Raw genomic sequence first — 25,153 nt, forward strand, 5'->3', positions numbered from 1 at the left:
AGGAGTCACCATGAAGACATTGCTCAACGAGTTCAAGGAATTCATCAATCGCGGCAACGTGATGGACATGGCCGTCGGCGTGATTATCGGCGGCGCATTCACCGCCATCGTGACCTCACTTACCGATAACATCATCAACCCGCTTATCTCCGTGATTGCCGGCGGTAGCGCTACCGAGATCTCGGGGCTGGTGGTGCCGGGCACTAATATCGACTTTGGCGCCTTTATCGGCTCGTGCATCAATTTTTTGATTGTGGCGGCAATCGTCTTTGCCATCGTCAAGGCATTCAACAAGGCGCAGGAAATCGGCGACAGGCTCGCCGGTGCCACCGCCGAGGAAGCCGCACCGGCGCCCGTCTGTCCGTATTGCCTGGAAGAGGTGCACGAAGGCGCGACCAAGTGTTGCCACTGCGGAAGCGAGCTGCCCCGAGCGTAGGTGCCTTAGAGCCGACAGCGAGCGACATCTACCACCTTGCAAAACAGCTCAGCGATCAAAAATGGCCCCACCCGGGGCCATTTTCGCTTACATGGAGCGTAGATACGCGCCCCCGCTCTTATGCCTCGCGCAGCCAGTCAAACGCAACACGCGGCGTGCCGTCCGACACATACACGACGCCGGCACGCTCAAACCCCGCTTTAATACTCGCGCCCTGCATGGGCAGGTTGTCCCGATGCGTATCGATACGCAGATGGTCGGCACGCTCTTTGGCAAAGGCGAACATCGCAGCCGCGATACCGTGCACGGTGCCGTCGGACGCCACACGGTGCAGCACGGCGTACGGAGTGTCGCTACGCCATTGCCCGTCCTCAATTACGTCATAGCACTCGTCCGGGCCCGGTAAAAAGGCAAACGTCGCCACCACGCGGCCGTCGACTTCGAACACATAGCTACCACCGGCAGCGATATCGGCAGCCAGCTGCTCGGCAGAAGGCGTGCCCTCGGGCCACTGCGTGGCGTTGCCATGCGCGCGCATAAAGGCACGGGCCGCGTCATAGATAGCCATGACGGCGGGAATGTCGGTATCGAGGGTTTTTCTGATCATCACGCGGCGGCCTCACGTTTATTGGTATCACTTTGATTGAGCAATGATACCAGCGTTTGAAGAGGGGCGAGAAGCAGATGGGAAGCAAAAAGCGAGCCGCCTGGTCAAAGGCCAAAAGCGAGTTTTTGGGCGCTGCCACCGGTGGCGCTATGAGCGACCTGTTTGCGCGCGAGGACGAGCGCCGCGACGCCCTGGACGCCGAGCGCGATGAAGCCTGGCGCTACAAGTCGTGCGAGCGCAAAAACCGTTACGGTACACGCGCCGAGGCCGAGGCCGTTATGGCCGACTGCGAAAGCCGCGGGCGGCGCGGTTTGGCCTGCTACAAATGCGAATACTGCGGCGGCTGGCACCTGACGTCGCACCCTTGGAAATAGACCCCGCATCGGCACGACACTGACCGAGCGCCAACCATCGCACGCAAGCTACGGGCGCGGCGGCACCAAAACATCGTAACGAACGGCCTTGCCCGCAAGTTGATAGCTCGGCTTAACGCCGGCAAGCAGCGGCCCCTTCACCGGCCGCTTGATAACGACCTTGCGCGGGCGCACCGCAAGCGCAGCTTCGACCAGCGTCTCCTCATCGGCACACGGCTGTTCCAGATGATGCAAGAGTTGGAACTTCTTTTTAACCGCCGCGCTCTTTGTGCGCTCGGGAAACATGGGGTCCAGATACACCACGTCGGGAGCGGTGAGCTCGCCCTGCCCGATCAACTCAGTTATATGGTGAAGGCCGGCAATGCTGTCCTCGCCCGCATGTAAGCGCATGCGGGCCACGGCAGTCGCAAGCACCGGATCATCTGCCGCGCGATCCAAGGCATCCTTGAGGAGCGCCGCGATCACGCAATCCTGCTCATACAGATCGACGGTAAAGCCCGCAGCCGCCAGCAGCAGCGAATCCTCGCCAAAGCCTGCCGTGGCATCAATCGCCCATGGGCACTCGACGCCTTTTGCGCGCGCAGCCTTTACCAACAGCTCTTGCTGCAGACGGCCCTGTTTGAGCCGTGGCAGCATGCGGACAAAATCGGCACGCAACTCCATCGTGCCGTCGGTGAGCGTGAGGCCCGCGGACTTCCCGGTCAGCTCAAGCCCCGCGGCCCGAGCAACAGAAAAGGGATCGACGACGCCCATGGGTACTCCTTAACAAGCAAAATGAATATGTGAGCGCCGTTTATGCCAGCACCCAACCGTCCGCTATTGTCCCACATGCGACATGGCCCACAGCATCCCAATGCAAAGCACCGCCATCAATCCCGTGCACACGGCAGCGATCACAGAATCGCCCATGCGCCTTCCCAACGACCGCGGCTCATGCACTCGCCCTGCTCCGTACATCATGGCTCCTCCTTAAGAACAGCTCCTTGTTACGGTCTCATCATCGCAGCGCCGCACATGAGCTGCCATCGATTTGGCTTACGTCCAGCTTTCCTTTTTGAAAGGTCGAATTGGGCTGCGCGGGCTCAAAGCGCTTTCAGGCGCACGCATCGCTGCGTTGAACTACAATGTGCTTCACCATATGTGCAGCACATGGGCTACGCCAGATCGGCGTACTCGTATCGAAAGGACCAGCCATGAGCTCCGCTCGCAAGACTCTCAAAATCCTTGCCCTCGTCTACTTTGTTTTGGGCATCGCCAGCCTCGTCATCGCCGGCATCGGTATCGCCAGGGGCAGCCTCGATTCCACGTACGGGTCGAACGCCATGCTCGCCGCGGTCGTGCTTGTCGTCAAGGGCATTGTCGATCTTTCCGCAGGTGTTGCGGGCATTAAGGGCGCCAACAAGCCCTCGCAGGTGGATAGCGCGTTTAAGCTCGGCATCGTTGCCGCAATCGCCACGATTGCGCAGGCCGTGCTCACGCTTCCCGCACTCGGCGGCAGCGCCGTCAATATCGGTGCCTTTGTCATCGTGGTCTACGACCTGTTCTTTGTTCAGCAGGCGCACGCCGTTAAGGCCGAGAACAAGGACCGCCTGTAGGCACTCGCTTCTCATAACCCCTGCAGCCAAGCAACTAACATGGGCCGATCGCACAGTAACGCGGTCGGCCCTTAACATTTGCCCAGATAAAACCTGCCAAAATAAACCTGTCCCTTTTTGGCAGGTTGGTTAGCTGTGGCGGTACTCGGCAATGATGAAGTCGATGTCGGTTTTAAGGGTGTCCAGGTTTGCCAGGCGCTCTTTGTCGGTAGGGCGTGTGCGGTAGTAGTACGGCGTCATCTGGAACACCGCCTCGATGTCGGCCTGGGTCTGGAGCGTAATATTCGCGGACACCCGCTGTGTGCCGACCAGTTTAAGCTCCATCGTCTTCGGAAGCTTTTCGTCGTTGAGGTACGGCGTGTCGTAGAGCACCTCCTTGAGCCCAAAGAGATGACGGGCACCCGGCACCACGGTGTAGAGCGAACCCTCCGGCGCCAACACGCGGGCAAACTCGCGCTCGTTAAAGGGAGCAAAGAGCTCGGTCACCATATCGAAGGCGCCATCGGCCACTGGGATGTCTTTCATGTTGGCCACAAAATAGGTCGCATCGCCGCGCTTGGCGGCCAGGCGTACCATTTCTTTGCCTAGGTCAAAGCCATAAGCGTCCACGCCCGGCACCGCGCCCATGGCGCTGGTGTAGTAACCCTCGCCGCAGCAAATATCGAGCAGCGTCATGGGGCCGCCTGTAGACGCAGCACGCCCAGAAACCCGTTTGCGCACCAGCTCGACCATTGCATCGCGCAGCGGCGCATAGTAGCCACGGTTCAAAAAGTCACGACGGCTGCGTGCCTGCGACTTGGGATCGCCCATGGAGTCGCCGCTCTTGGACGAACGTAGCAGATATAGATAACCCTCGCGCGCACGGTCAAACCGGTGTCCGCCCGCGCATGCAGCACCGCGCTCGTCGTCCACCAACGGCTCATGGCAAACGGGACACAACAACATGGCAACTCCTTAGCGCGAACAACACAACGTACACCATTGTCGCACGCCTTCCCCACCTAGTCATTGGGGACGTTCTTGAATGACTAGTCGTTTAAGAACGCCCCCAATGACTAGGTGATTAGGAGTATCATCGTCTGCGCAAATAAGCACGAAATAGCACGTTAGAAATTGAGAGCGTATGGCTGATACCGCATCTAAGCACATCGACATGACCACCGGCTCGCTGTGGCGCAATATCCCCCTGTTCGCCTTGCCCGTGGCCGCCACGAGCATCTTGGAGCAGCTGTCAAACCTCATCGCCACGGTCATTATCGGTAACTTCTCGGGCGACCAGGGGACCCTCGCCATGGCGGCAGTCGGCTCCAATGTTCCGCTTACCAGCCTTATGCTCAACCTGTTTATTGGCATGTCGCTTGGCTCCAACGTGGTCATCGCCAACGCTATCGGCCGCAACGATCAGAATATGGTCAAACGCGCCGTCCATACCTCGATTTTAATGGCGCTCGTGGGCTTTGCCGTCATCGCTCTGGGCGAGATCTTTGCCGAGCCCATGCTCGCCGCGCTCAACGTTCCCGCCGAGACCATGCCGCTCGCTTCGCTCTATCTACGCGTCTTTTTGCTCAGCATGCCCTCAATCTTGCTCTACAACTTTGAGGCCGCGATCTTCCGCTCCGTCGGCATCACCCGCATGCCGCTGCAAGCGCTTGCCGTGTCCACCGTCCTCAACATTGGCCTGGACCTCATCTTTGTCCCCGTACTCCACTGGGGCGTCGCGGGTGTCGCCATCGCCACCGCCATCGCCTACACCGTCAGCGCCGCTACACTCTTTATCCGCCTGCTCAAGACCGACTCCGTCGTCCGCGTCACCCCGCGCGACCTTGCTATCGACCCCGTCGCCCTCAAGCGCATCGTCAAGATCGGCCTGCCCGCCGGCATCCAAAGCGCCGTCTTTGCCGTCGCCAACATCATCATCCAGTCCGCCATCAACAGCCTGGGTACCGAGGTCATGGCGGCCTCGAGCGCCGCCATGAGCCTGGAGTGCGTGTGCTACAACCTGCTCAACAGCTTTAGCCAGGCTTGCACCACCTTTGTGGGACAAAACCACGGTGCCCGTCAGATCGACCGCTGCACCAAGACCCTTAAGGTCTGCCTGGTCGAAGGCGGTGTCGTCGCGCTCACCACGATTATTGTTATTGTCGGCCTGGGGCGCGAGATCCTGTCGTTGTTCAACAGCGATCCCAACATCGTCTCAATCGGCTATATCCGCGTGTGCTCTATCTTCCCTGCATACGCCTTTATCATGCTCTACGAGAACATGTCCGGCTACCTGCGCGGCTTTGGCATCTCGCTCATGCCCGCCCTTATCACCATGATCTGCGTCTGCGGCATCCGCTTCTATTGGGTATTCTGCGTGTTCCCGCACTTCCGCACCTTTGCGAACATCATGATGGTCTACCCCATCAGCCTGGGCACCACGGCGTTCTTTATGGTCGTGGCGGTACTACTCTGCCACCCGGCACGCACCCATCGCGCTACCCAAGCCAAAGCGACAGCCTGCTAAACACCGCACTCAACGCCACGCCAGTCATTAATTGACAATATGCGAGCTCATATAGTCGATAAAGCGCCTCGTGGCGATAGGCATGGTGTCCCAGCTGCGCCAGGCCGCCACTACGTCGCGTGAGGGGGCGTGCACGATGGGACGTACGCGAATATCGGCCCGCATGCCCTCCACAGTACGACGGTAGAGCATACTCACGCCTAGACCCTCCTCCACCATCGCCATGATGGTGTAGTCGTCGGTCACCTCGCTCGTCACGTGCGGCGACAGCCCATGCGCCGCGAATGCATCGAGCACCAGGCTCTGTTCGCCCTCATCCAGCAGCACAAACGGCTCGGAAGCCAGGTCGGCGAGCGTCACTTTTTCCTTTGCCGCCAGCGGATGCGCGACAGGCAACAGTGCCACCAACTCGTCGTGATAGGCCACGCGCTTCTCGAGCCCTGCGGTAAACCCACGTGCCGTAAAGCAAAAATCCACTACGCCGTCGTGCACCCATTGGGCGTTGCGCGTGTAGTCGCCCTGCTTGAGGGTAAAGCGTACGCCCGGGTGCAACGCCCCAAAGTCGCGGATCACGCGCGGTAACACGGTTCGACTCACGTTGGTAAACGTCGCGATGCGAATATCGGACGACGAAAGCCCCAGCAGCTCCTGGCGCTTGCCCTCGAGCTCAGCCTCGGCAGTCACAATCTGGCGCAGATACGGCAGATATTGTTTACCGTCGCGCGTAAGCGAAACGCCCTGCTTACCGCGCTCGATAAGCGTGGTACCCAGCTCGCGCTCGAGTGCCTTGACGGCCTGGCTCACCGCACTTTGCGTATAGCTCAGCTCGTCCGCCGCGCCCTTAAGGCTGCCGCAATCGACCACCATACAAACAATCTGATACCGCGACGCCATCGTGCCTCCACAACAATGCAGCCGTAAAACGTTTTGCCAGTGCTTTTCCTAATGACATTAGCATTTCTTAATCATACTGAAGATACATTCGCTTTACTACATCAAAATCTGGGAGCAGAATCCTTTTTACGAAACCGTTCTGCAACAAAAGGAGTCCCATGGATCGCAAAAAAGCAATCGCGCTCTCATTTTCCGTTCCCGTCGCATGGGGCTTTTCGTATCCCCTCATGAAGATCGGCATGGACAGCATGAACGCCACGAGTATCGTCGCGCTACGCTGCATCATCGCTTTTGTGGCCTGCCTGCTGCTCTTCCACAAGCGCGCGTTGCGCATTAACCGCGACCTTATGGTCCGTGCCGCCATCATCGGCGCCATCATGGCAACCGAGCTCACCTGCATGTGCCTGGGCTCCAGCCTCACCTCTGCCTCCACTGCCGGCTTTTTGCAGAGCCTGACGGTCGTGATCGTGCCGTTTGCCAACGCCGCCCTGCTGCACCGCGCCCCCGAGCGCAAAGTGCTCGTCGGCACCGCCATCGTCACCTGCGGTATGTTGCTGCTCTCGGGCGCCGACTTCACCAGCCTGAACCCGGGCGCGCTCATCATGCTGCTCTCCGCCTTTGTCTATGCCGGCCACATTATCGTGGCCAAGCGCTTTGTCGAAGAAGTCGATCCGCTTGCTCTGGGCGTTTGGCAGCTGGGCTTTGGCGGCTTATTCTCGGGCATCGCCGCATTCACCTTTGGCGGTTTCACACTCCCCGGCACGCCGGGCGAGGTCGTGGTCGTCGTCGCACTCGCACTCATCTGCTCTGCCTACGGCTTTATCACCCAGACGCTCGTGCAGCCCCACGTGCCCGCCGAGACCACCGGCTTTGCCTTCTCGCTCGAGCCAGTCTGCTCCGCCGTCTTTTCGTTCTTCCTAGTCGGCGAGGTCCTGAGCCCCATCGCCTTCCTGGGTGCAGCTCTCATCCTCACCGGCGTCATGGCGGCAACCGTCGAGCTTCCGCACCTCCGCGCACATGGACGCGCTCATATGGCAGGAGTGCCCGAGCGCGCCGCGTAGACCCCGCCCCTCATACAGCCGCGGCATAAAGGCAACCGGTGCACCTTTACAATAGATGCCAACATAGCATTTGCCATAAAGGAGCTCCATGGACACCGCAACTCGCGACCGCAACATAGCAACTTGGTTGGGCGATGCGCCGCAGCCGGTACGTGACACTACGAACCAGCTGCTCGAGCGCATCGCCCTTTTGCGTGCCGAGCAGACCATCTACCCGGCACAAGACGACATCCTCAATGCCCTCGCCTACACGCCGGCCGACCAGGTCAAAGTTGTCATCTTGGGCCAAGATCCTTATCACGGGCCCAACCAGGCCATGGGGTTATCGTTTTCGGTCCCCGCGACGCAAACCAAGTTGCCGCCAAGCCTGCGCAACATCTATAAGGAACTCAAAGCCGATCTGAGTTGTTCCATTCCCGCCACGGGAGATCTGACGCCATGGGCACAACAGGGCGTCCTGCTCCTCAACACTACGCTCACCGTGCGCGAGCATGCCGCGAACTCACACGCCAAGCTGGGCTGGAGTACGCTCACCGACTACGTTATCGAACGCTGCTGCCAGCTACCCCAACCGGTAGTCTTTTTGGCATGGGGCCGCTTTGCCCAGCAGATGGTTGAGGGCAAGCTCGCCGCAATCGACGCGGGCAAAACAACCGGCAAGTTCTGCCTTGCCTCCACGCACCCCTCGCCGCTTTCGGCCAACCGTGCCACGGCAGAACTCCCCGCTTTTATGGGGTCGCGACCCTTCTCGGCAGCCAATCGGCTACTCGAACAGCACGGCTCGACCCCCGTCAACTGGACTTGTCTCGGCTAAAAATCGATACATCAAAAACGCGCCCGACGGCTTTCCATCGGACGCGTTTCCTATTCGGGCCAAATAAATTGTGTGCGGCCGGCCTCGCCACCATCAATGAGCAGGCTCTGCCCGGTCATAAACCGGTTGGTCACGCCCACAAAGTAGATCCACTCGGCAATCTCTTGGGCGGTTGCCCAGCGTTTAAGCGGCGTGAGCTCCATAATCTGGTTCCACAGGTGCTCGTCTTCCATCACGCAACGGTTGAGCGGCGTGATAACGCCACCCGGGTCCACACTGTTGGCGATGGCCTGCGGTGCCAGGCGGTTTGCAAGGTTCTTGGTGTAGGCGATAACGCCGCCCTTGCTGGCAGCATAGGCGGGAAACTCCGATCCCGTATGCCCACTCGCCGACCCCACATTGACCACGGATTTGATAGCGGGCGCCGGCTTGGCGACAAGCCCCTCCCCCACAAAAGCGTAGCGCTCGGTCACGTTGATGGTGCCACACAGGTTGGCGGCGATGTCGTCAGCCGAATCCTGCGTACCCGCAACGTTCACGATCACTTGGGGTTCAAGGTCGCCTGGAAACGAGCCCGGCTCGCGGACATCAACAATCAGATGGCGGTAGCGCTCGTGTTCGATCGCCGCCGGCAGCAGATCAAAGCCCACAACCTCGTGGCCCTCGTCCAAAAAGCGCCGCACGCACGCGGCTCCGATACCGCCCGAAGCGCCCGTAATCAAAACCCGCATACTTGCTCCTTAGGCAGTTGCGTGGCGCTCAAGGTACTCGGCGCCCACATTCTCACGCTCCCAGCCGCGCACGACCTTGTAGCCCACGGGGCTCAGGAAGACCTCGCACAGCAGCTCGGCGACAGCGCCGGTCAGCGAGCACATAAGGACCTGCACCCAGGTCCAACCAAAAAACGTGTGGCTCACCACAATGGCAAAGACCAGGTTGTCGATAAACTGGCCAACACCCGTGGACACATAGGAGCGGAAGGCGAAGCTCGCAAAGTTATTCTTTTTGAGCATACGGCCGAGCGACTGGTTGAGCGTGGAGTTAACCACGGCAGAAGCGAGCATTGCCAGCGAAGAGCCCAGCACCACGTACCAGGTGCCGCCGATAGTGGCGTTAAGGGCGGTGTTTACCTCGATCATGCCCGTGTCGTAGTAGGCGCCCCACATACCGGGTGTGAGCGAGCACGCCCAAAAGCACAGGCTCACGGCAAGGTTAACCGCCAGTGCGAGGATAGAGATTTTGATGGATGCCTTGGCGCCAAAGCGCTTGCAGATCATGTCCTGGCACAAAAACGAGACCCAGCTCACCACAAAGCCGCAATCGAGTGCCAGATACGGCAGGCTGATGAGCTCTTTGTTGGCCAGCAGGTTCATCATGATAACGCTCACGAAAAACAGCGAAACCGTTGCCGCGGGAATGCTCCGCAACAGGACCTTGTAGTCCTCCATGACCTTCTTGATCATTATGTACTCCTTTGGTTTTAGGTTTAACGAGCAGGATATCGGACCCGAACTGCTCGGACGCCCCGGTCTTGAGGCGACGGTGGGCATGATAGCCGCTCATGCGGCATCAGGCAAGCAGGCAGCGCGGCAGCCCCGCAGGGCCACCGCGCCGATGCGTTAAAAGACTACGTTGCCAAACTCCGACAGGATAAGGTCGGGGTTGTGGTCGGTTGCCCAATCCACGTTCCACGGGCTCGTAAACAGCAACAGCTTGCCACCGCGCATGTCCTCGACGCGCAGCGTGTCGCGCGTGAGCGAAAGGCCCGGGATATCGATGGTGTCGGGGTCGTTCTGGATCCAGCGAATGTCCGTATAGGGCAACGGCTGGCGACGAACCTCAACACGGTATTCGGCCTTGAGGCGGCGCTCGAGTACCTCAAACTGTAGCACGCCGACCACGCCCACGATGACGCTCTCCATGCCGGCACCAAGCTCGCGGAAGATCTGGATGGCGCCCTCCTGGGCAAGCTCCTCCATGCCCTTGACGAACTGCTTGCGCTTGAGCGTGTCGACCTGCGTAATGCGAGCGAACATCTCGGGGGCAAACGTCGGGATCTGCGGATACTGCACATGGCGCTTGCCGGAGCACACGGTGTCGCCGACGCTAAAGATACCCGGGTCGAACAGGCCCACGATATCGCCCGCGTACGCCTCGTCCACGATAGCGCGGTCGTCGGCCATCATCGACGTGCCCGTGGCAAGCTTGAGCTTGCGGTTGCCCTGCACGTGGAAGGCATCCATGCCACGCTCGAACTTACCCGAGCAAATGCGCACAAAGGCGATGCGGTCGCGGTGGTTCTTGTCCATGTTGGCCTGGATCTTAAACACAAAGCCGCTAAAGTCGTCGCGGCAGGGATCGACCGGTTCACTGGTAAGCGTATCGGTATAGGCACGCGGCGTCGGGGCCAGACGCAGGAACTCCTTAAGGAAGGGTTCCACGCCAAAGTTGGTAAGCGCCGAGCCAAAGAACGCCGGGCTCAGCTTGCCGCAGGCCACGGCATCCAAGTCGAGCTCGTCGCCGGCGCCATCGAGCAGCTCGATGTCGTCCATCAGGTTCTTATGGTTCTCCTCGCCGATGAGCTCATCCATAGAAGAATCGCCCAGCTCGGCCTCGACCTCGGCGACCTTCTTGGTGGCGTTGGCGTGACCGTCGCCCTCAAAGGCAATGACGCGACGGGTCTGACGATCGAACACGCCGCGGAAATTGCGGCCGCTGCCGATCGGCCAGTTCATGGGATACGTATTGATGCCCAGGACATTCTCGATCTCTTCCATGAGCTCAAACGGATCGCGAGCCTCGTGGTCGAGCTTGTTCACAAAGGTGAAGATGGGAATGTGGCGCAGCGTACAGACCTTAAAGAGCTTCTTGGTCTGGGCCTCGACGCCCTTGGCGCCGTCGATGACCATGACTGCGGCGTCAGCGGCCATAAGGGTACGGTAGGTATCCTCCGAAAAGTCCTGGTGACCGGGGGTATCGAGGATGTTGACGCAGGCGCCGTTGTAAGTGAACTGCAGCACCGAGGAGGTGACGGAAATGCCGCGCTCCTTCTCGATGTCCATCCAGTCCGAGACGGCATGCTTGGCCGAGCTCTTGCCCTTGACCGAGCCGGCGGTCTGGATGCTGCCGGTATAGAGCAGCAGCTTCTCGGTAAGCGTGGTCTTACCGGCATCCGGGTGGCTGATGATCGCGAATGTGCGGCGCGACGAGATTTCATCCGACAGGCTTGCCATGCGGATCCTTTCTTGCATTGAGTGCATTACGTCGTTGTAACCGCACTATTGTAGCCGCGAAATTCCGCTCTAGGGCGCCTATCAGGACAAATTCATCAGTTGGGGCCTGTGTAGCAGTCGATGACGGCACTCCGCAGCAGTTTGTCTCGATCTGTAACATCTAGACGGTTTTTGAACCTCTACCTGTTACAGATTTAGACAAACAGGTGGGCGTCCCAGAAAGATCTCGATCTGTAACATCTAGCAGCCAAAAACTTCTCCAGTTGTTACAGATCGAGACAACCAGGTGGGGCCCACCAGCAAAATCTCAATCTGTAACAGGCAGCCGTCCAAATCGGTTCCAGATGTTACAGATTGAGATGAATGAACGAGCGGACAATCCCTATTTACCTCTTGCATAACTGTGCATAGTGTATATATACTGTGCTTACCGGTTATATACACGTGTAGCCCAACAGCTAAGGAGCCGCTGTGGACATCATCCTATCCAATTCGAGCGACAAGCCCATCTACGAGCAGATAACCTCGCAAGTCAAAGCTCAGATCTTATCGGGCACGCTCGCTGCGGGAGCCAAACTCCCCAGCATCCGTGCACTCGCGAGCGACCTGGGTGTGAGCGTCATCACCACCAAGCGCGCCTACGCCGACCTAGAGCAACTCGGGTTTATCTGCACCGTGCAGGGCAAGGGCTGTTTTGTCGCCGAGGGCAACCAGGAGCTCTTGCGCGAAAACCAGTTCTGCCATATCGAAGACCTGCTTGCGAAAGCGGCGAGCCAAGCCGAAGCCTTGGGCGTCACGCGCGACAAACTGCACGAAATGCTCGACCTGGTAGCCCCCGAAACCATGCAGTAGCCATCTGCAAGAAAGGCTATACCATGCAAAACTTGCTTGAACTCAAAGGCATCTCACGCGCTGTAAGCGACCGCTTTTCACTACGCGATGTCACGCTTGCCGTGGAGCCCGGCCAGATTGTTGGCTTTGTGGGCGCAAACGGTGCTGGCAAAACAACGACCATTCGCGCCGCGCTCGGGCTTATAAAGCTCGATGCCGGCGAGGTGCACCTGTTTGGGCAGTGCTGTGGCGCCGACGTACCCGGTGAAGTGCAGCGTTGTCTGCGCACTCGTGTCGGCCTCGTGCTGGACACATGCCCCTTCCCTTCCACACTCAAGGTGACCGAAGTTGAGGCACTCGTAAGCCCGGCGTACCCCACCTGGAGCCACGACACCTTCGCCAGCCTCATCGACCGATTTGGCTTGGATCCCAAGGCGAAGGTCAAGGACCTCTCCCGCGGCATGGGCATGAAGCTGCAGCTTGCCTGCGCGCTCAGCCACAAGGCCAAGCTGCTCGTTTTGGACGAAGCCACCGCGGGTCTTGATCCCATGGCACGCGAGGAGCTGCTCGACGAGCTGCTCGTCTTTGTTTCCGACGGCCAGCGCAGCGTGCTGCTCTCGAGTCACATTACGTCCGACCTCGATCGCGCTGCCGACCGCATCATTTGCATCGATAACGGCTCGATTGTGTTTGACCTGCCGCGCGAGGACATTACCGACCGCGCCGGCATCGCCCACTGTACCCAAGCGCAGGCCGCCGAGCTTATGGCTTGCGTCGAAGGCGCCCGTGCCGCCCACCACGCTTATAGCGTGGACGTGCTCGTGCCCAACCGTCGCGAAACGCTCGAGGCCTTCCCCGAGATTCCCTGCGATCGGGCAACCATTGACGATTATCTACGCCTCACGCTGAAAGGGGCTTCGAAATGAAACGCGCCTTTATGTCCGAGCTCGCCATCGTTCGCACGCTTGTCCCAAGCATAGCGGGCGTCGGCCTGTTCATATTCGTTGTGCTGACCCTCGCCAACACGTCAGGTGGCGACTCCGGCATGAGTGCCGGCGCCTGCGCGCTCAGCGCCATGTCGCCTATCATGGTCATGAGCTCACTGGCAGGCTTCGACAATCAAAACGGATGGGAGCGTTATCGGGCAACGCTGCCCCTCACGCGCAAAGACATCATCTGCGCACGCTACCTGAGCATCGTTGTCTTCTCGGCCGTCATGACGTGCGCCGCCACGCTTTTGAGTATCGTCGCCATCCCGCTCTTCAACAGCGCGGGCATTCCTTCGACCGGACAGACGGTCTTTGAAATCGCAATCGCCTCGGCAGCATCGATGCTTATCTCCCTCATGATGGTATTCTTGGCGCAGCCGCTGTTCTTTCGATTTGGGCACATGGAGGCGCTGCGCCTATCCGTTGGCCTGTTTGCCCTGCTCGGATGCCTTGCCATGGCCACGCTAAGCTCCTCCAACCCCATCAGCAACTGGCTCATGTCGATTGCCGGGGCGGATCCCGATCCCGCCGTTCTTGGCTGTCTGTGTGCAGGAACTGCAGTACTGGCGCTCGCACTATGTGTAATCAGCTGCGCTGTCAGCACCAAGGTTTATCGAGTACGCGATCTGTAATCGACGGCTAAAAAAGCTTAGGTGGTACCCCGCTTATTTTTTCAATGAAACGAGGCGGCATAGCGTCACCACCGCCCTTCACAGCAGGCCGTCTAGTTCTTGGCAACCAAAAAGACACCGTCAGCATATCGAAGGTGAATACTTTTCCGAGAAGTGAACGAGTAAAAACAGTGCCCTGTAGCATCGACATTTTTAAGGACTCAATTCCTGCGGTTTTTGTCTAAGAATCCTGCAATTTTGTTCGAAAAAGTGTGCATGTTCCAGGGGTCCAGATTTACTCGTTCACTTCGCGGAAAACCATTCACCTTCGATTCGAGCCTTAACCAAATGCCCTCTCGAACTATGGCCCCTGTCTCACCGCAGCGATATCAAAGCTTCATGGCGGGACGGTATCATCGGACGAGCGCCGTAAATCTGGCGCGGTCGTTCTTTGGGGAGGCATTTCACCCGTGTCGTGGGTCGCAGCAGCATTTGTGTCGGCTTTCTTTGCCGGCGTCACATCAGTCCTGGCCAAATGCGGCATCAAGCAGACCGACTCCGATGTCGCGACGGCCATTCGCACCTGCGTGGTGCTCGTTTTCGCCTGGGCAATGGCGGGCATTTCTGGATCCATTGGAACCATCGGCAGCATCGAGCCCAGATCTTGGCTCTTTCTCGTCCTCTCGGGACTCGCTACCGGTGCTTCGTGGATCTGTTACTTTAAGGCGTTGGGCATCGGAGACGTCAATAAGGTCGTACCGGTCGACAAGATGAGCACCGTACTCGCTGCACTGATCGCCATCGTGCTTTTTGGCGAGACGAGCAACCTTGCGGTTAAGCTCGTGGGAACCGCTGTCATCACCCTCGGCACGTTTTTAATGATCGAGAAGAAGCAGTCTGCCGGACCCGAGCGGCAGCAAGACCGGACCTGGCTCGGTTACGCCCTCGGCGCCGCCGTGTTCGCGGCGCTCACGTCCATCCTTGCCAAGGTTGGCATCGAAGGCGTCGAGTCCAACCTGGCCACGGCAATCCGTACCTGTGTGGTACTGGTTATGGCATGGGCAATCGTGGCAGCTAAAGGCAAGATGGGCCAAGCCGTGCACGTAGACCGCTACGAACTCGTATTTCTCGCGGCATCGGGCATTGCGACTGGCGCATCGTGGCTGCTGTGCTACTACGCCATCGCCACAGGCCAGGTGAGCGTCGTGGTGCAGATCGACAAACTATCGATTGTCGTATCGGTACTATTTGCGCGCCTGGCATTCAACGAAAAACTCTCACGGCGCAGCGCCATCGGTCTCGCCTTCATCGTCCTGGGCACTGCCGCGCTCGCGATTTGGAAATAGCGCCGATGCCAAGCGAGATCTAGACGCTCGCAAATCCGTGACAAACGGCATATCCCGGCACGCCCGTGACGTTTTACAATATAAACGTCACGGGCCTCGGCTCAGTCTCGATCATCCAAGGGGATGTCTTTTTGGTCATTGTTCTTTAGGGAACGGTCAATCGCATAGAACCACGAAAACGGCCGTCCAACGGCCGTGGTTTGTTGCGCCGTTCCGCCTCCGTCATCTGCCATTTTTGCACCTGATAGGAAAGAACAATGCAAACCCAGGAATCTCAATCCTTCCCAAAAGCAACTAGCTTCGGCGCGACACTCGTACGCTCTAAGATTATGGGCCCCAATCCCCTCAAGCTCTGCGAAGAGCTGCTTCGCGATGTGCATATCCCCTGCGGCGTCCGCGTCTGCGACCTTGGATCGGGCACCGGTATCACCAGCGCCCTACTCGCCCGCGAATACGGGTTTGACACCTACGCTGTCGATCTGTGGAGCGACCCCGTCGAAAACCGTGCGTTCTTCGATTCGCTCGGTATCTCGCGCGACACGATTCACCCTGTTAAGGCAGACGCCTCGCAGGGGCTGCCGTTTGAGCACGACTATTTTGATGCGGTCGTAAGTATCGACTCGTACAACTACTACGGCCGTGACCCACACTATCTGGGTGAGCGCCTACTCCCCTACGTAAAGCAAGGCGGGATGCTCTACTTAAGCATCCCCGGCATGGTTCGCGACTGCCACGACAACCTGCCCGTTTGCCTGCTCAAATCCTGGACACCCGAGCAGCTCGACTATATGCACGACATAGCCTGGTGGCGCGCCATGATCGAGCCGACCCCTGGCGTCGAGATTGTCTCGATGCAGCCTATGCTCTGCACGGACGAAGCATGGAAAGACTGGCTCGCCTGCGACAACGAGTACGCAGCAGGCGACCGCGCTGCCGTTGAAGCCGGTGCGCTCGAATACCTCAACACCATCGCCATTGTGCTGAGGAAGCTCTAAACATTAGCCGCGCGAGGCCGTAAACAAATGGCCTCGCGCGGCTTCTTCAAAACGAGTTCTGAACAAACGCAAAGCGCAATATGCTACTTGCGCAGCGGCTTGGGCAGCGGAATGCCGGCGGCGATGGCTGCGGCGATGATCATGCAGACGATGCCCTTGAGCGGGAAGCACATGAGCAGCAGGCCCACAACCATGACAGGCTGGCGCATGACGGCGCCCATCGTCGATGCCGTGCAGACGGCGACGCAAAAGACCGGATCGGCGCCGGTGAGGATGGCAAGGCCATAGCCCAGGCTTACGCCCGAGAAGATAACCGGGAAGAAATGACCGCCACGCCAGCCCATATTGATGAGGGCGGGGGTCAGCATAGCCTTGACAAGACCGGTCGCGATAAGCACGCCGGCGGGAATGGTCAGATAGGTTTCCATGAGCACATCGGCCTGGGTCTCGCCGGCAAACATGGTGTAGGGCAGGAGCGTGCCACAGATGGCGAGCGCCAGACCGGCCATCATGGCCTTGACGACAGGACGCTCCCCTATTGCATGGGACAGCGCCTCGCTCGCGTGCTCGGAGACAAAGTACAGCCAACCGCAAACGGTGCCGAGCAACGCCAGCGGAATGAGCCAGGCAAGCTCCAGGTTGCCCACCTCGGCGGACTCGAACCTGGGCATGCCCATGCCGCCGCCCACGAGCTGGCCAAGCAACAGGTAAGTGCCCAGACCGCCGGCAATCGCAATGCCGTAGACCACGGTCTTTTGCGCCTTGGGCAGCTTGATGGTGATCTCGTCGGACGCGGACTCATCGTCGGCATCTTCGCCCTGGCCGTCGGCGCTACCGGCGAGCGGCGCCACAAAGCCAAAGACAGGCGCGGTAAAGAGCGCCGTCAGGGCAGCCTGGGTACCCAGCAGCGTGAGCTCCCTAAACTCGGCGCCAAAGCGACGCATGCGGTCGCCGACCCAGCTGCACAGGCCCGCGATAACGCCGGTCAGGCCGGCCTCCGGTCCAATACTTCCGCCAAACAGCAGCGGCAGCAATGCCGCAAGCGAAAGCTTGCCCAGATTGTCGTACGGGTAGCGCCCATCTTGCTTGACCTTAGCCATCACCTGATTGAGGTTATCGGTCTTGGTGTCTGTCATCTTTTCGTACAGACCGATTAACAGGCCGCCCAGCAGGCAGACAAAAAACGGGTACGGCAGAAAGCCAAACGGGCCGCTGGCGAGCTCGGGCGAAGCGACGCCCAGTGCGTGCGGAATCTCGGTCCATAGATAGTCGATGCCGTGCTCCATCACAAAAAAGAACAGCCAGACCGCGGCACCTGCGAACGCACCGGTCACGGCAACGCTAACTAAAAACAGCGCGCGGTTTGTGGGTTTAGTGAGCTTATCCATCGGGTCCTCCCGCGGTCAAAGTCGACATAGATACGTTTTATTGTAGAGCGAGTGTGGCCCAGACAAGCCAACCGTCTGCGCTGCAAACGGAGCCACCGGGGGCCGCAGCGGGACAGGCTCAAGGCTTATCCGTTGATAATTGATGCGATTTCGTACAGATCCTCGGCAAAGTAAATGCCTTGCTGGCGCCGTGGGCTTGATAAACCCTTATCAATCATGTGTCCGAGCAGCGCCTTGAGGTCGTTGTAGTAACCGTCCAGGTTATACAGGATGCACGGAGCACTCAGGTGCCCCAACGAAACCGCGGACATAACCTCGGCAATCTCCTCGAGCGTGCCCGTCCCACCGGGAAAGGCAATGAACGCATCGCCGAGCTCGATCATCTTTGCCTTACGCTCCGCCATATCGCTCGTCACGATGAGGTCGTCGATACCGTCATGTTGAAACTCGGCCTCGATAAAAAAGCTCGGCTCCACACCCGTCACGTGCCCGCCGGCATTAAGCACGCTATCGGCGAGCGCGCCCATCAGGCCCGATTTGGATCCGCCGTACACGAGCGCGTGCCCGTTGGCGCCAATCCAGTTGCCCAGCTCCTGCACCGCAGGCAGAAACGCCGGGTCATTGCCGATACTGGCACCCAGATACACGGTGATATTCAAATTCAGTCCCCCTCATCGTGACGCGCGGCGCCCGTTTTAGCGCTGGCGCCGGCGATATTCGCGCACGCGGCGCGACAGATCGGCGAGCTCGTCACGATCAAGCTCTTCCAAATGCTCAAGATCATCCATAAAGCGCGCCATAGTGTCCTTTTGATGCATCTTGATGAGCATATTGCAGTAGCTCACCGCCACGCCCGTGAGCATGGCAATGTAAAAAATGCTGATAACGCTCAGGACGACCGTGATGACACGGGCGACCGGCGTCTCGGCCGGAATGTCGCCAAAGCCGATCGTCGATACGGTCTCAAAGCTAAACCAAAGGCCATCGCCAAACGTAAGAGTTGTTGGCTCAGAGAGCCAAACAGCCATTGAACACAGAAGATAAAAGACGAGAAAAAGGCCCGTGATGCGCACGAAACCGGCTTGACGCAACACATCGGCCAGCGTCCTCAGCTTTTTCATCGAGACCCCCTTTTTTCAGGACAAGCAATCGCTTTTGGTCGGTATTGTCCCACGCCTCTCCCGCAAACGGAACCAGCCATCGAGAATGCCCCTAGACGACGAGTTGTGAGGGACAATCCTTCCACAACAAAAAGTGCGTTTCAATCTGCGACAAATAGGATGTTCCCGTCGGCCTCGCAGCCTGAACTAGTATCTTGATATAGACATACCACCCACCGCCGTGCACGCAGCACGCGGAAAGAAAGGAAACCCACGATGTTTAGACCTCTTCGTAGAAAGAAGCGTGCTATCACCGATCAAGAGGCACGAGAGCTGCTTGTTAATTGCAAACGCGGCATTTTTGCCGTCAACGGAGACGACGGCTATCCTTACGCCATTCCCGTTAACTACTACTTTGACCCCGAGCACGACAAAATTTACTTTCATGGAGCCAAGGCGGGGCATAAGGTCGATGCACTCAAACGCAGCGACAAAGTCTGCTTTACCGTCTATGGCAACGATTGGTACAAAGACGACGACTGGGCACCCTATGTTCAGAGCACCGTGGTTTTCGGCCGTTGCCACCTCGTGAACGATGACCCGGCGTTTGTCGAAGACAAAGTCCGACAGTTTGCCCTCAAGTACTATCCTTCTGCCGAAGAGGTCGAAGAGGAGATCAAGCAAAGTATCAGGGGCGTCCAGCTGTATGAAATTACGGTCGAACACCTTTGCGGCAAGCAAATTCAAGAAAAGTAGCAAACGTGGAAAACGCGCTCGCAACCCTCTGCGCCCTATGCGCCCACGCACGTTGACGACACGGGCGCAAGCCGCAGTACCCGAATCGTGCGACCCCTATACCCCAAAAACGTAACGATCTAGGCGGTCGCACGCTTCCCTTACGCGCGAAAGCGGCAGCGCCAGATTCACGCGAATGTGGCAGGGGCCATGGAACGGACGTCCATCCTGATACCCCACGCCCACGCGTGCCCCCTCGTCGAGCAACCACTGAATATCGCGGCCATGCTCGCGGCACCACTCGGTGCAGTCCAGAAACACCATGTACGTGCCCTGCGGACGCGAATAGGACACGCCCTCAAAATGCTCGTCCACGTAATCGCAGAAGTACTCGATATTGTCGGCAAGCACCTGGTTGAGTTCGTCCACCCACTCGTACCCCTGCGGTTGGTAGGCACCGATAAGCGCATGCATCGAAAGGACATTCATCTCGTTGTAATGGGTCTTGTTAGACACAGCGCACATGCGGTCGCGCAGCGTCTCGTTGTAGATAATGTGGTAGCTGCCGACCAGACCCGCCAGGTTAAACGTCTTGCTCGGCGCATAGAGGGCAACCGTGCGCATGCGGGCATCCTCGCTCACCGACTGCGTCGGGATGTGCTTGTGTCCCGGCAGAATGATATCGGACCAAATCTCGTCCGAGATCACCACGCAATCGTGCTCGCGATAAATGTCCATGGCGCGCTCGATCTCGTCGCGCTCCCATACGCGGCCGCAGGGATTGTGCGGCGAGCAGAACACTGCGGCATGGATGTGGTTTTGGGCGAGTTTGCGCTCCATGTCCTCAAAGTCCATGCGCCACACGCTCTGGTCGTCGAGCTGAAGCGGGCTGTGGACAATGCGATAGCCCGCGGCCTCAATGGACTTGGTGAAGCCGATGTAGGTGGGGCTGTGGACCAACACCGCATCGCCCGGCTGGACATACGCGCGCAGCGTCGACACGACACCGCCCAGCACGCCGTTTTCGTAACCGATATGCTCAGGCGCCAGGCCCTCGACGCCATTACGGCGGCTCTGCCATTCGATGATGCGGTCGAAGTACTCGGAACGCGGATTGAAGTAACCAAACATGGGGTGCTGGGCGCGCTGAATGATGTGCTCCTGGACTGTAGGCACCGTGGCGAAGTTCATGTCCGCCACCCACATGGGAATGCGGTCGAAGCCCTCGTCGGGTGCGTTCGGAGCCATACCGGGGATCTCACCCCAAGAGTCAACGGCGATGGAGTCCATGCCATGGCGGTCGATGATTGAAGTGAAGTCGTATTTCATGCTGAGCCCCCGTGCAGAGCGGAATGATTCGGTAGGCGTTATTGTCCACCAGCGTAGGCGATTTTGGCATGGGGTTTGGCACTTAATTTGACGGGTGAGGACGAATGGCTGGTTAGTCTCGCGCGTCGTTGATGGCGGTTACCGTCAACCTGGCCCCGTCAACCGTAAACGATATGTCGAGTCCGGCGTAAGCCAAGTGGTAAACGCGGTTTGGCTCGTGCTTGCTGCCCGCGCGGCGCGGATCTTGGCGAAGAACCTCGACCAGGCCGGGGAGCTTTGCGGGCGGGACCATGTCTTGAAGCGCTTGCGGGAACTCAACATCGAGCTCTTGCCACGGAGCACCCTCAATCCAGCCGCCGGTCGCATCCGGGTGGCAGTCCGCAAACGGGATGTAGGGCTTAATGTCGTAGATGGGCGTGCCGTCACGCAGGTCGGCCCCCAGTACATGGATGATGGGGCCGTCGTCGGTGCGCTCAACGCGGCTGAGCTTGACGCAGGTAAGACCGATGGGATTGGGGCGAAACGGACTCCGCGTGGCAAACACGCCCACGCGTTCGGCTCCGCCCAGACGCGGCGGGCGCACAGTCTTCGACCACTTGACGTTGGTGCCGGACCTGTCCTGCGTCTTGGCATCGGCAGCTATATCCTTAGCCGCGCCGCCGGGCGTTCCGTTTTCGAAGCGCCACAGCAGCCATAGGTGAGAGAAGGAGTCCAGACCCTCAACTGCTGCGTTGGAGGCAAATTCCGGCTCAAAGACGATGCGTCCCTGCAGGTGGGGCGCCAAAAAGCTGTTGCGCGGAATGCCGAACTACTGCGGCAGGTCGGTATGTATGTGTGCGATAGGTTCCATGCCGGTCATTGTACGGCATGGAGGTGTGGGGTGCGGCGCGCAATTCTTCGCCGCGGTCTCCCTTCGTGCAACCAACGGTTGCTTGGAAGGAAGCTGGCCGCCGCGTATGCTTAAGCCATCAACCAGCAGAAAGGAGTCGCTATGGCCTTTGCAGAAAAGCTCATTGCCATTCGCCGCGCCCATCACCTTACCCAAGAGCAGCTCGCCGCCAAGCTCTTCGTCACACGCCAAGCCGTCAGCCGTTGGGAACGCGGCGAAGTCACCCCGGGCATCGACATGATGAAGCTCATTGCCGCCGTAACCGGAGAACCGCTGTCCCACCTGCTCGAAATGCCCGAGCACTATTGCCAGAGCTGCGGCATGATACTCACACCCGACGACTGCGGCACCGATGCTGTGGGCGCCACGACCGACCATTACTGCAAGTGGTGCTACGACCACGGCAAGTACACCTACGACACCACCATGGAGGCGATGATCGAGGATTGTGCCCCGCGGCTGGCGCAAAACACCGGCATGTCGCTCGACGAAGCCGTCTCGCTCATGGGCGCCGTCCTGCCGCAACTGGAGCGCTGGCGCTCCGTGCAAGAAAACGAGGAGCGCTACGGCGCCGAGGCGCGGGCGCGCTATGGCGACGAGGCGATCGACGCAGCAAACGAAGCACTGCTGGACATGGACCCCGAGACATGGAACGACATGAAGGAACTTGAACGCGCTATTCTGGGCCAGCTTTCGATTGCCATGGGCGACGGCGATGCGGATGGAAGCGAGGCCCGCAAACTTGTCGCGATGCACCGTCGATGGATTGGCCTTAACTGGGGGCATAAGCCCCAAGACGAAGCATACCTGGGCCTCGCCCACGGCTATCTTGCTGACCAGCGCTTTATCGACTACTACGACAAGCCCTGCGGCACCGGAGCCACGGCGTTTCTGGTACAGGCCATCGAGTCGTCGTCAGCTCATGCATAGACCGCGGCGGCTTTGGGTATTTCAATCAAAACCTCAACCGATTGGAGACCTATGGCTACTAATCATGAGCTCACGCTGTACGTTATGACCGGCTGCCCGTATTGCATGAAGGTCAGGCGTTTCCTTGCCGATAACGGTGTGACCATCCCTGAGCGCAACATCTCGACCGACCCCGATGCCGAGCAGACGCTCATCGCCGTCGGCGGAAAACGCCAGGTTCCCTGTCTGTTCATCGACGGCAAACCACTCTACGAATCGAGCGACATCATCGCATGGGTACAGGAGAACCTGCTCTAGCGTGCGAGTACTCGTTGGGGACGTTCTTAAATGAGTGGGTAGGGCTTCGGTTTCTCAAATATATAGAACATATGTTTGCTCTCTGTGTTATACTCATCCCAAGGCATGAGACTGGTCGAGAGCTCCTGCGGAGGTCCCCAATGACACGCTGGAGCGAGCTCGGTAAGTAAGATCGGTGGTTACCGCACTCGCCCATCTCAGACAGGCTGCGCTCCTGTTCGCCGTCGCCATCAAAGAACGGCACTCACAATCAGACTGTTTCTTTTCCGTGAGTCACACAGGAGCGCATCGCTATGGCAAAAAAGATACCAACCCTTTCACCCGACATTATTTCAAACACCTGCTCGGATATCAGCAGGATTGTCGAGGCCAAACACCTCGGCCAGAAAGGCACCGACCATGAGGCCTCTTCGGAAGGGGCTCTGCTCATCGGGCGCCGTCTCGAGCAAGAGATTGCCGGATACCCCATTTCCAATCTAAATGGCCTACTCTCGCCCATCGCTTGCCACCTCAAGCAGCACTTTAGCCCAAGCCTGGGCCCGACCTATCTCAAGCGTTGCATAAAGCTCGCACGAACTGTTCCGGAAGACATGAGTTTTCGACCGGAGCTTGATCTAGAACACTATCAGTCGCTCGCTCGCATCGCCGACAAAGATCTGCGCTTGGATCTGATGAACGTTGCCGCTGATAACCGTTGGAGCGCATCGCGCATCGATCGTCATGCCCGCTATCGAAGTCCGCAGGACGTTTTGGATGCTTGGGAGCGCCGTGTGCTTGAATCAAATCAAGAAGTACGGCGCTTCGCCCGCGCCTACACAGATGCCTGTGGAATCATTTCACTCGATGAACTTATTGAGCTCTACAACTCCTGTGCCCCCAATCCAGTCTCGAGATTTGAGATAAATGAAACTATTTGGCAAATCAGGAACGAATCGGGGCAAATCGACAATCCCTGCGTCATATCCAGAGATGGAAAACTCTATCTCATAGCGCCTGAGCTCGATGACGCTGTCGATGAAGCCCCTTATTACTACGATGACTACGGATACTCCTATCGAAAATATGAACGACGCAGCGAATACACCGGTGAGATGCGCGCGCTGCGCGAACGGCGCGTTGGCATCAGAGTGGCAGCCATCTTCGCCGGTCACGAACGTCTCCCAATCAAAAGGCTCAGTTATGACGAAGTCATCTGCGGGCATATAAAGTGCAGTCGATCTGTCGAACGACTCAAGCAGTACGTCCTGAGAGACCCTGAGATTAAGGCATCCGATCTCCATGCAAGAGAAGATGAGTTCGATTTCATCATGACAAAGCTTTTGCGTTCCGTTGGACTCAACGGTATGCCGACAGCACAGCAAATTACCGAAGACGCAGCTTTCTTATTGATTGTCGTACGGCCCGAGTTTTACGAACGCAAGAAAACAGCCGAAGTCTCCAAGCTCCTCTCGATAATCTATGAAAACGCTCCCCTCTGGGAGTTCAACGGACGTTCACATACCGAACTAAAAAGCGAAGGAGTAGTGGAGCCTCCGATGTCGGCTTTACATCGAAAAGTCCAATCAAAACAAGTCGCTTAAGCCTATTAACTGCTTGCATTTTTGTTTACAAAACTGTATACAAAAAGAGAGGCCCTTATGGAGCTCATCGCAATCCACCCCCACGCCCTCAAACACGGGCTGACGGAGACGGATATCACCTGCGCCTGGAACTCCGCTTTTGCATGGTTCAGGCGTGATCTTGAAAACGGAGGTATCGATTACGTTCTCGTTGGACTTGATGGAAGAAGCCGTCTCATGGAGCTCATCGCTCGATATTGCTCCAATCGAGATGGCTATATCATTTACCACGCCCTTGTCCCTCCTACGCGCAAGGTGCTCAGGGAAATCGGGATCGATCGATAGGAGGCGCTATGGACGCTAAGCAACTCGAAAAGATGATCGGATTTGCCCCCGGAGAGTTGGAGAAAGCCGCGGAGGCATACGAAAAAGATGAGTGGCCGAAGGGTCGCACCATCAAGCTGGGAAGGCCGTCGATCTCTGATGAGCCAAGCGTTGTTTTATCGGCACGTGTGGGTGAATCGGTTCTTGAAGCGTTTGACGAGAAGGCAAAGCGCCATGGGCAAACACGCACAGAGCGACTCAGAGAACTCATTACCCTTGACGCAATGATTGCCTAGTCCCCCACCGAATC

The 25,153-nt window shown here is 58.4% G+C and carries 29 protein-coding genes; 17 read left to right on the forward strand and 12 right to left on the reverse strand.

Features of this window, described 5'->3' with window-relative positions; translation table 11 throughout:
- The first annotated feature begins 10 nt into the window (after positions 1-10).
- Positions 11-436, forward strand: a complete 426-nt coding sequence (gene mscL / locus ACTM86_RS06705; RefSeq protein WP_154517006.1) for a large conductance mechanosensitive channel protein MscL — start codon at positions 11-13, stop codon at positions 434-436.
- A 118-nt stretch (positions 437-554) separates the two neighbouring features.
- Here mscL and ACTM86_RS06710 read toward each other — a convergent pair whose 3' ends face one another.
- Positions 555-1,043: an N-acetyltransferase gene (locus ACTM86_RS06710; protein ID WP_154517003.1), complete on the reverse strand. Its 489-nt coding sequence runs from the start codon at positions 1,041-1,043 to the stop codon at positions 555-557.
- Between the two features lie 77 nt (positions 1,044-1,120).
- Between ACTM86_RS06710 and ACTM86_RS06715 the strand changes: the two genes are divergently transcribed.
- Positions 1,121-1,417, forward strand: coding sequence for a hypothetical protein (locus tag ACTM86_RS06715; RefSeq protein WP_441016539.1), 297 nt, complete (start codon positions 1,121-1,123; stop codon positions 1,415-1,417).
- Between the two features lie 48 nt (positions 1,418-1,465).
- On the opposite strand, the gene ACTM86_RS06720 is transcribed toward ACTM86_RS06715, so the two are convergent.
- The gene (locus ACTM86_RS06720; protein ID WP_441016536.1) at positions 1,466-2,170 is read right to left on the reverse strand and encodes a class I SAM-dependent methyltransferase; all 705 of its coding nucleotides are present in this window, start codon (positions 2,168-2,170) and stop codon (positions 1,466-1,468) included.
- 440 nt (positions 2,171-2,610) lie between these two features.
- Here ACTM86_RS06720 and ACTM86_RS06725 point away from each other — a divergent pair, with 440 nt between their 5' ends.
- A complete protein-coding gene (locus ACTM86_RS06725; RefSeq protein ID WP_154516995.1) occupies positions 2,611-3,012 on the forward strand; it encodes a hypothetical protein in 402 nt (133 codons plus the stop codon).
- 129 nt (positions 3,013-3,141) lie between these two features.
- Here ACTM86_RS06725 and ACTM86_RS06730 read toward each other — a convergent pair whose 3' ends face one another.
- Entirely contained in the window at positions 3,142-3,957 is an 816-nt protein-coding gene (locus ACTM86_RS06730) for a putative RNA methyltransferase (RefSeq protein ID WP_154516992.1), read from the reverse strand.
- Positions 3,958-4,135: 178 nt separating this feature from the next.
- On the opposite strand from ACTM86_RS06730, the gene ACTM86_RS06735 reads away from it, so the two are divergent.
- Complete coding sequence (locus ACTM86_RS06735; RefSeq protein WP_441016533.1) at positions 4,136-5,518, forward strand: MATE family efflux transporter; 1,383 nt, start codon at positions 4,136-4,138, stop codon at positions 5,516-5,518.
- 27 nt (positions 5,519-5,545) lie between these two features.
- Here ACTM86_RS06735 and ACTM86_RS06740 read toward each other — a convergent pair whose 3' ends face one another.
- On the reverse strand, positions 5,546-6,412 hold the full coding sequence (locus tag ACTM86_RS06740) for a LysR family transcriptional regulator (RefSeq protein ID WP_441016530.1): 867 nt from the start codon (positions 6,410-6,412) through the stop codon (positions 5,546-5,548).
- A 158-nt stretch (positions 6,413-6,570) separates the two neighbouring features.
- Here ACTM86_RS06740 and ACTM86_RS06745 point away from each other — a divergent pair, with 158 nt between their 5' ends.
- Together ACTM86_RS06745 and ACTM86_RS06750 are read left to right on the forward strand one after the other, a co-directional pair.
- Positions 6,571-7,473 (forward strand): DMT family transporter, encoded by a 903-nt coding sequence (locus ACTM86_RS06745; RefSeq protein WP_441016527.1) that lies wholly within the window; start codon positions 6,571-6,573, stop codon positions 7,471-7,473.
- Positions 7,474-7,561: 88 nt separating this feature from the next.
- Positions 7,562-8,287: a uracil-DNA glycosylase gene (locus tag ACTM86_RS06750; RefSeq protein ID WP_441016524.1), complete on the forward strand. Its 726-nt coding sequence runs from the start codon at positions 7,562-7,564 to the stop codon at positions 8,285-8,287.
- 50 nt (positions 8,288-8,337) lie between these two features.
- Here the strand turns inward: ACTM86_RS06750 and ACTM86_RS06755 are convergent, their stop codons facing one another.
- The 3 genes from ACTM86_RS06755 to ACTM86_RS06765 all read right to left on the reverse strand — a co-directional run bounded on the left by ACTM86_RS06755 (position 8,338) and on the right by ACTM86_RS06765 (position 11,520).
- Positions 8,338-9,018 (reverse strand): SDR family NAD(P)-dependent oxidoreductase, encoded by a 681-nt coding sequence (locus ACTM86_RS06755; protein WP_441016521.1) that lies wholly within the window; start codon positions 9,016-9,018, stop codon positions 8,338-8,340.
- Positions 9,019-9,027: 9 nt separating this feature from the next.
- Complete coding sequence (locus tag ACTM86_RS06760) at positions 9,028-9,750, reverse strand: VUT family protein (RefSeq protein WP_427794268.1); 723 nt, start codon at positions 9,748-9,750, stop codon at positions 9,028-9,030.
- A gap of 156 nt (positions 9,751-9,906) precedes the next feature.
- Positions 9,907-11,520, reverse strand: a complete 1,614-nt coding sequence (locus ACTM86_RS06765; RefSeq protein WP_427719358.1) for a peptide chain release factor 3 — start codon at positions 11,518-11,520, stop codon at positions 9,907-9,909.
- Positions 11,521-11,991: 471 nt separating this feature from the next.
- On the opposite strand from ACTM86_RS06765, the gene ACTM86_RS06770 reads away from it, so the two are divergent.
- The 5 genes from ACTM86_RS06770 (at position 11,992) to ACTM86_RS06790 (ending at position 16,292) form a co-directional block, all read left to right on the forward strand.
- Positions 11,992-12,372, forward strand: coding sequence for a GntR family transcriptional regulator (locus tag ACTM86_RS06770; RefSeq protein WP_441016518.1), 381 nt, complete (start codon positions 11,992-11,994; stop codon positions 12,370-12,372).
- Between the two features lie 23 nt (positions 12,373-12,395).
- Positions 12,396-13,277: an ABC transporter ATP-binding protein gene (locus ACTM86_RS06775; protein ID WP_441016515.1), complete on the forward strand. Its 882-nt coding sequence runs from the start codon at positions 12,396-12,398 to the stop codon at positions 13,275-13,277.
- On the forward strand, positions 13,274-13,972 hold the full coding sequence (locus ACTM86_RS06780) for an ABC-2 transporter permease (protein WP_441016512.1): 699 nt from the start codon (positions 13,274-13,276) through the stop codon (positions 13,970-13,972). Before ACTM86_RS06775 ends, ACTM86_RS06780 begins: the two co-directional genes overlap by 4 nt.
- A 449-nt stretch (positions 13,973-14,421) precedes the next feature.
- Complete coding sequence (locus ACTM86_RS06785) at positions 14,422-15,297, forward strand: EamA family transporter (protein WP_441016509.1); 876 nt, start codon at positions 14,422-14,424, stop codon at positions 15,295-15,297.
- A gap of 329 nt (positions 15,298-15,626) precedes the next feature.
- The gene (locus ACTM86_RS06790; protein ID WP_441016506.1) at positions 15,627-16,292 is read left to right on the forward strand and encodes an SAM-dependent methyltransferase; all 666 of its coding nucleotides are present in this window, start codon (positions 15,627-15,629) and stop codon (positions 16,290-16,292) included.
- Between the two features lie 83 nt (positions 16,293-16,375).
- Here the strand turns inward: ACTM86_RS06790 and ACTM86_RS06795 are convergent, their stop codons facing one another.
- From ACTM86_RS06795 to ACTM86_RS06805, 3 genes are all read right to left on the reverse strand, one after another.
- The gene (locus ACTM86_RS06795) at positions 16,376-17,680 is read right to left on the reverse strand and encodes a chloride channel protein (RefSeq protein WP_441016503.1); all 1,305 of its coding nucleotides are present in this window, start codon (positions 17,678-17,680) and stop codon (positions 16,376-16,378) included.
- A gap of 125 nt (positions 17,681-17,805) precedes the next feature.
- On the reverse strand, positions 17,806-18,339 hold the full coding sequence (locus tag ACTM86_RS06800) for a TIGR00730 family Rossman fold protein (protein WP_427719368.1): 534 nt from the start codon (positions 18,337-18,339) through the stop codon (positions 17,806-17,808).
- 36 nt (positions 18,340-18,375) lie between these two features.
- Positions 18,376-18,801: a potassium channel family protein gene (locus ACTM86_RS06805; protein ID WP_154516963.1), complete on the reverse strand. Its 426-nt coding sequence runs from the start codon at positions 18,799-18,801 to the stop codon at positions 18,376-18,378.
- A 255-nt stretch (positions 18,802-19,056) separates the two neighbouring features.
- Here ACTM86_RS06805 and ACTM86_RS06810 point away from each other — a divergent pair, with 255 nt between their 5' ends.
- Positions 19,057-19,536 carry a pyridoxamine 5'-phosphate oxidase family protein gene (locus ACTM86_RS06810; protein WP_441016500.1) on the forward strand — a complete coding sequence of 160 codons (480 nt, stop codon included), beginning with the start codon at positions 19,057-19,059 and terminating at the stop codon, positions 19,534-19,536.
- 96 nt (positions 19,537-19,632) lie between these two features.
- Here the strand turns inward: ACTM86_RS06810 and ACTM86_RS06815 are convergent, their stop codons facing one another.
- Both ACTM86_RS06815 and ACTM86_RS06820 read right to left on the reverse strand, forming a co-directional pair.
- Positions 19,633-20,844 (reverse strand): MalY/PatB family protein, encoded by a 1,212-nt coding sequence (locus ACTM86_RS06815; RefSeq protein WP_441016497.1) that lies wholly within the window; start codon positions 20,842-20,844, stop codon positions 19,633-19,635.
- A gap of 112 nt (positions 20,845-20,956) precedes the next feature.
- A complete protein-coding gene (locus ACTM86_RS06820; RefSeq protein ID WP_441016568.1) occupies positions 20,957-21,646 on the reverse strand; it encodes a TrmO family methyltransferase domain-containing protein in 690 nt (229 codons plus the stop codon).
- Between the two features lie 189 nt (positions 21,647-21,835).
- On the opposite strand from ACTM86_RS06820, the gene ACTM86_RS06825 reads away from it, so the two are divergent.
- The 5 genes from ACTM86_RS06825 to ACTM86_RS06845 all read left to right on the forward strand — a co-directional run bounded on the left by ACTM86_RS06825 (position 21,836) and on the right by ACTM86_RS06845 (position 25,139).
- Positions 21,836-22,663 (forward strand): TipAS antibiotic-recognition domain-containing protein, encoded by an 828-nt coding sequence (locus ACTM86_RS06825; RefSeq protein ID WP_154516952.1) that lies wholly within the window; start codon positions 21,836-21,838, stop codon positions 22,661-22,663.
- Positions 22,664-22,714: 51 nt separating this feature from the next.
- Positions 22,715-22,960, forward strand: a complete 246-nt coding sequence (locus ACTM86_RS06830; protein ID WP_427728367.1) for a glutaredoxin family protein — start codon at positions 22,715-22,717, stop codon at positions 22,958-22,960.
- A 293-nt stretch (positions 22,961-23,253) separates the two neighbouring features.
- A complete protein-coding gene (locus tag ACTM86_RS06835) occupies positions 23,254-24,540 on the forward strand; it encodes a hypothetical protein (RefSeq protein ID WP_441016494.1) in 1,287 nt (428 codons plus the stop codon).
- 57 nt (positions 24,541-24,597) lie between these two features.
- On the forward strand, positions 24,598-24,864 hold the full coding sequence (locus tag ACTM86_RS06840) for a hypothetical protein (RefSeq protein ID WP_154516943.1): 267 nt from the start codon (positions 24,598-24,600) through the stop codon (positions 24,862-24,864).
- Positions 24,865-24,872: 8 nt separating this feature from the next.
- Positions 24,873-25,139, forward strand: coding sequence for a ribbon-helix-helix protein, CopG family (locus ACTM86_RS06845; protein WP_154516940.1), 267 nt, complete (start codon positions 24,873-24,875; stop codon positions 25,137-25,139).
- The last annotated feature ends 14 nt before the right edge of the window (positions 25,140-25,153 follow it).

Origin of the sequence: Collinsella sp. HCP3S3_E11 (assembly GCF_052067375.1) — a bacterium.
GTDB lineage: Bacteria > Actinomycetota > Coriobacteriia > Coriobacteriales > Coriobacteriaceae > Collinsella.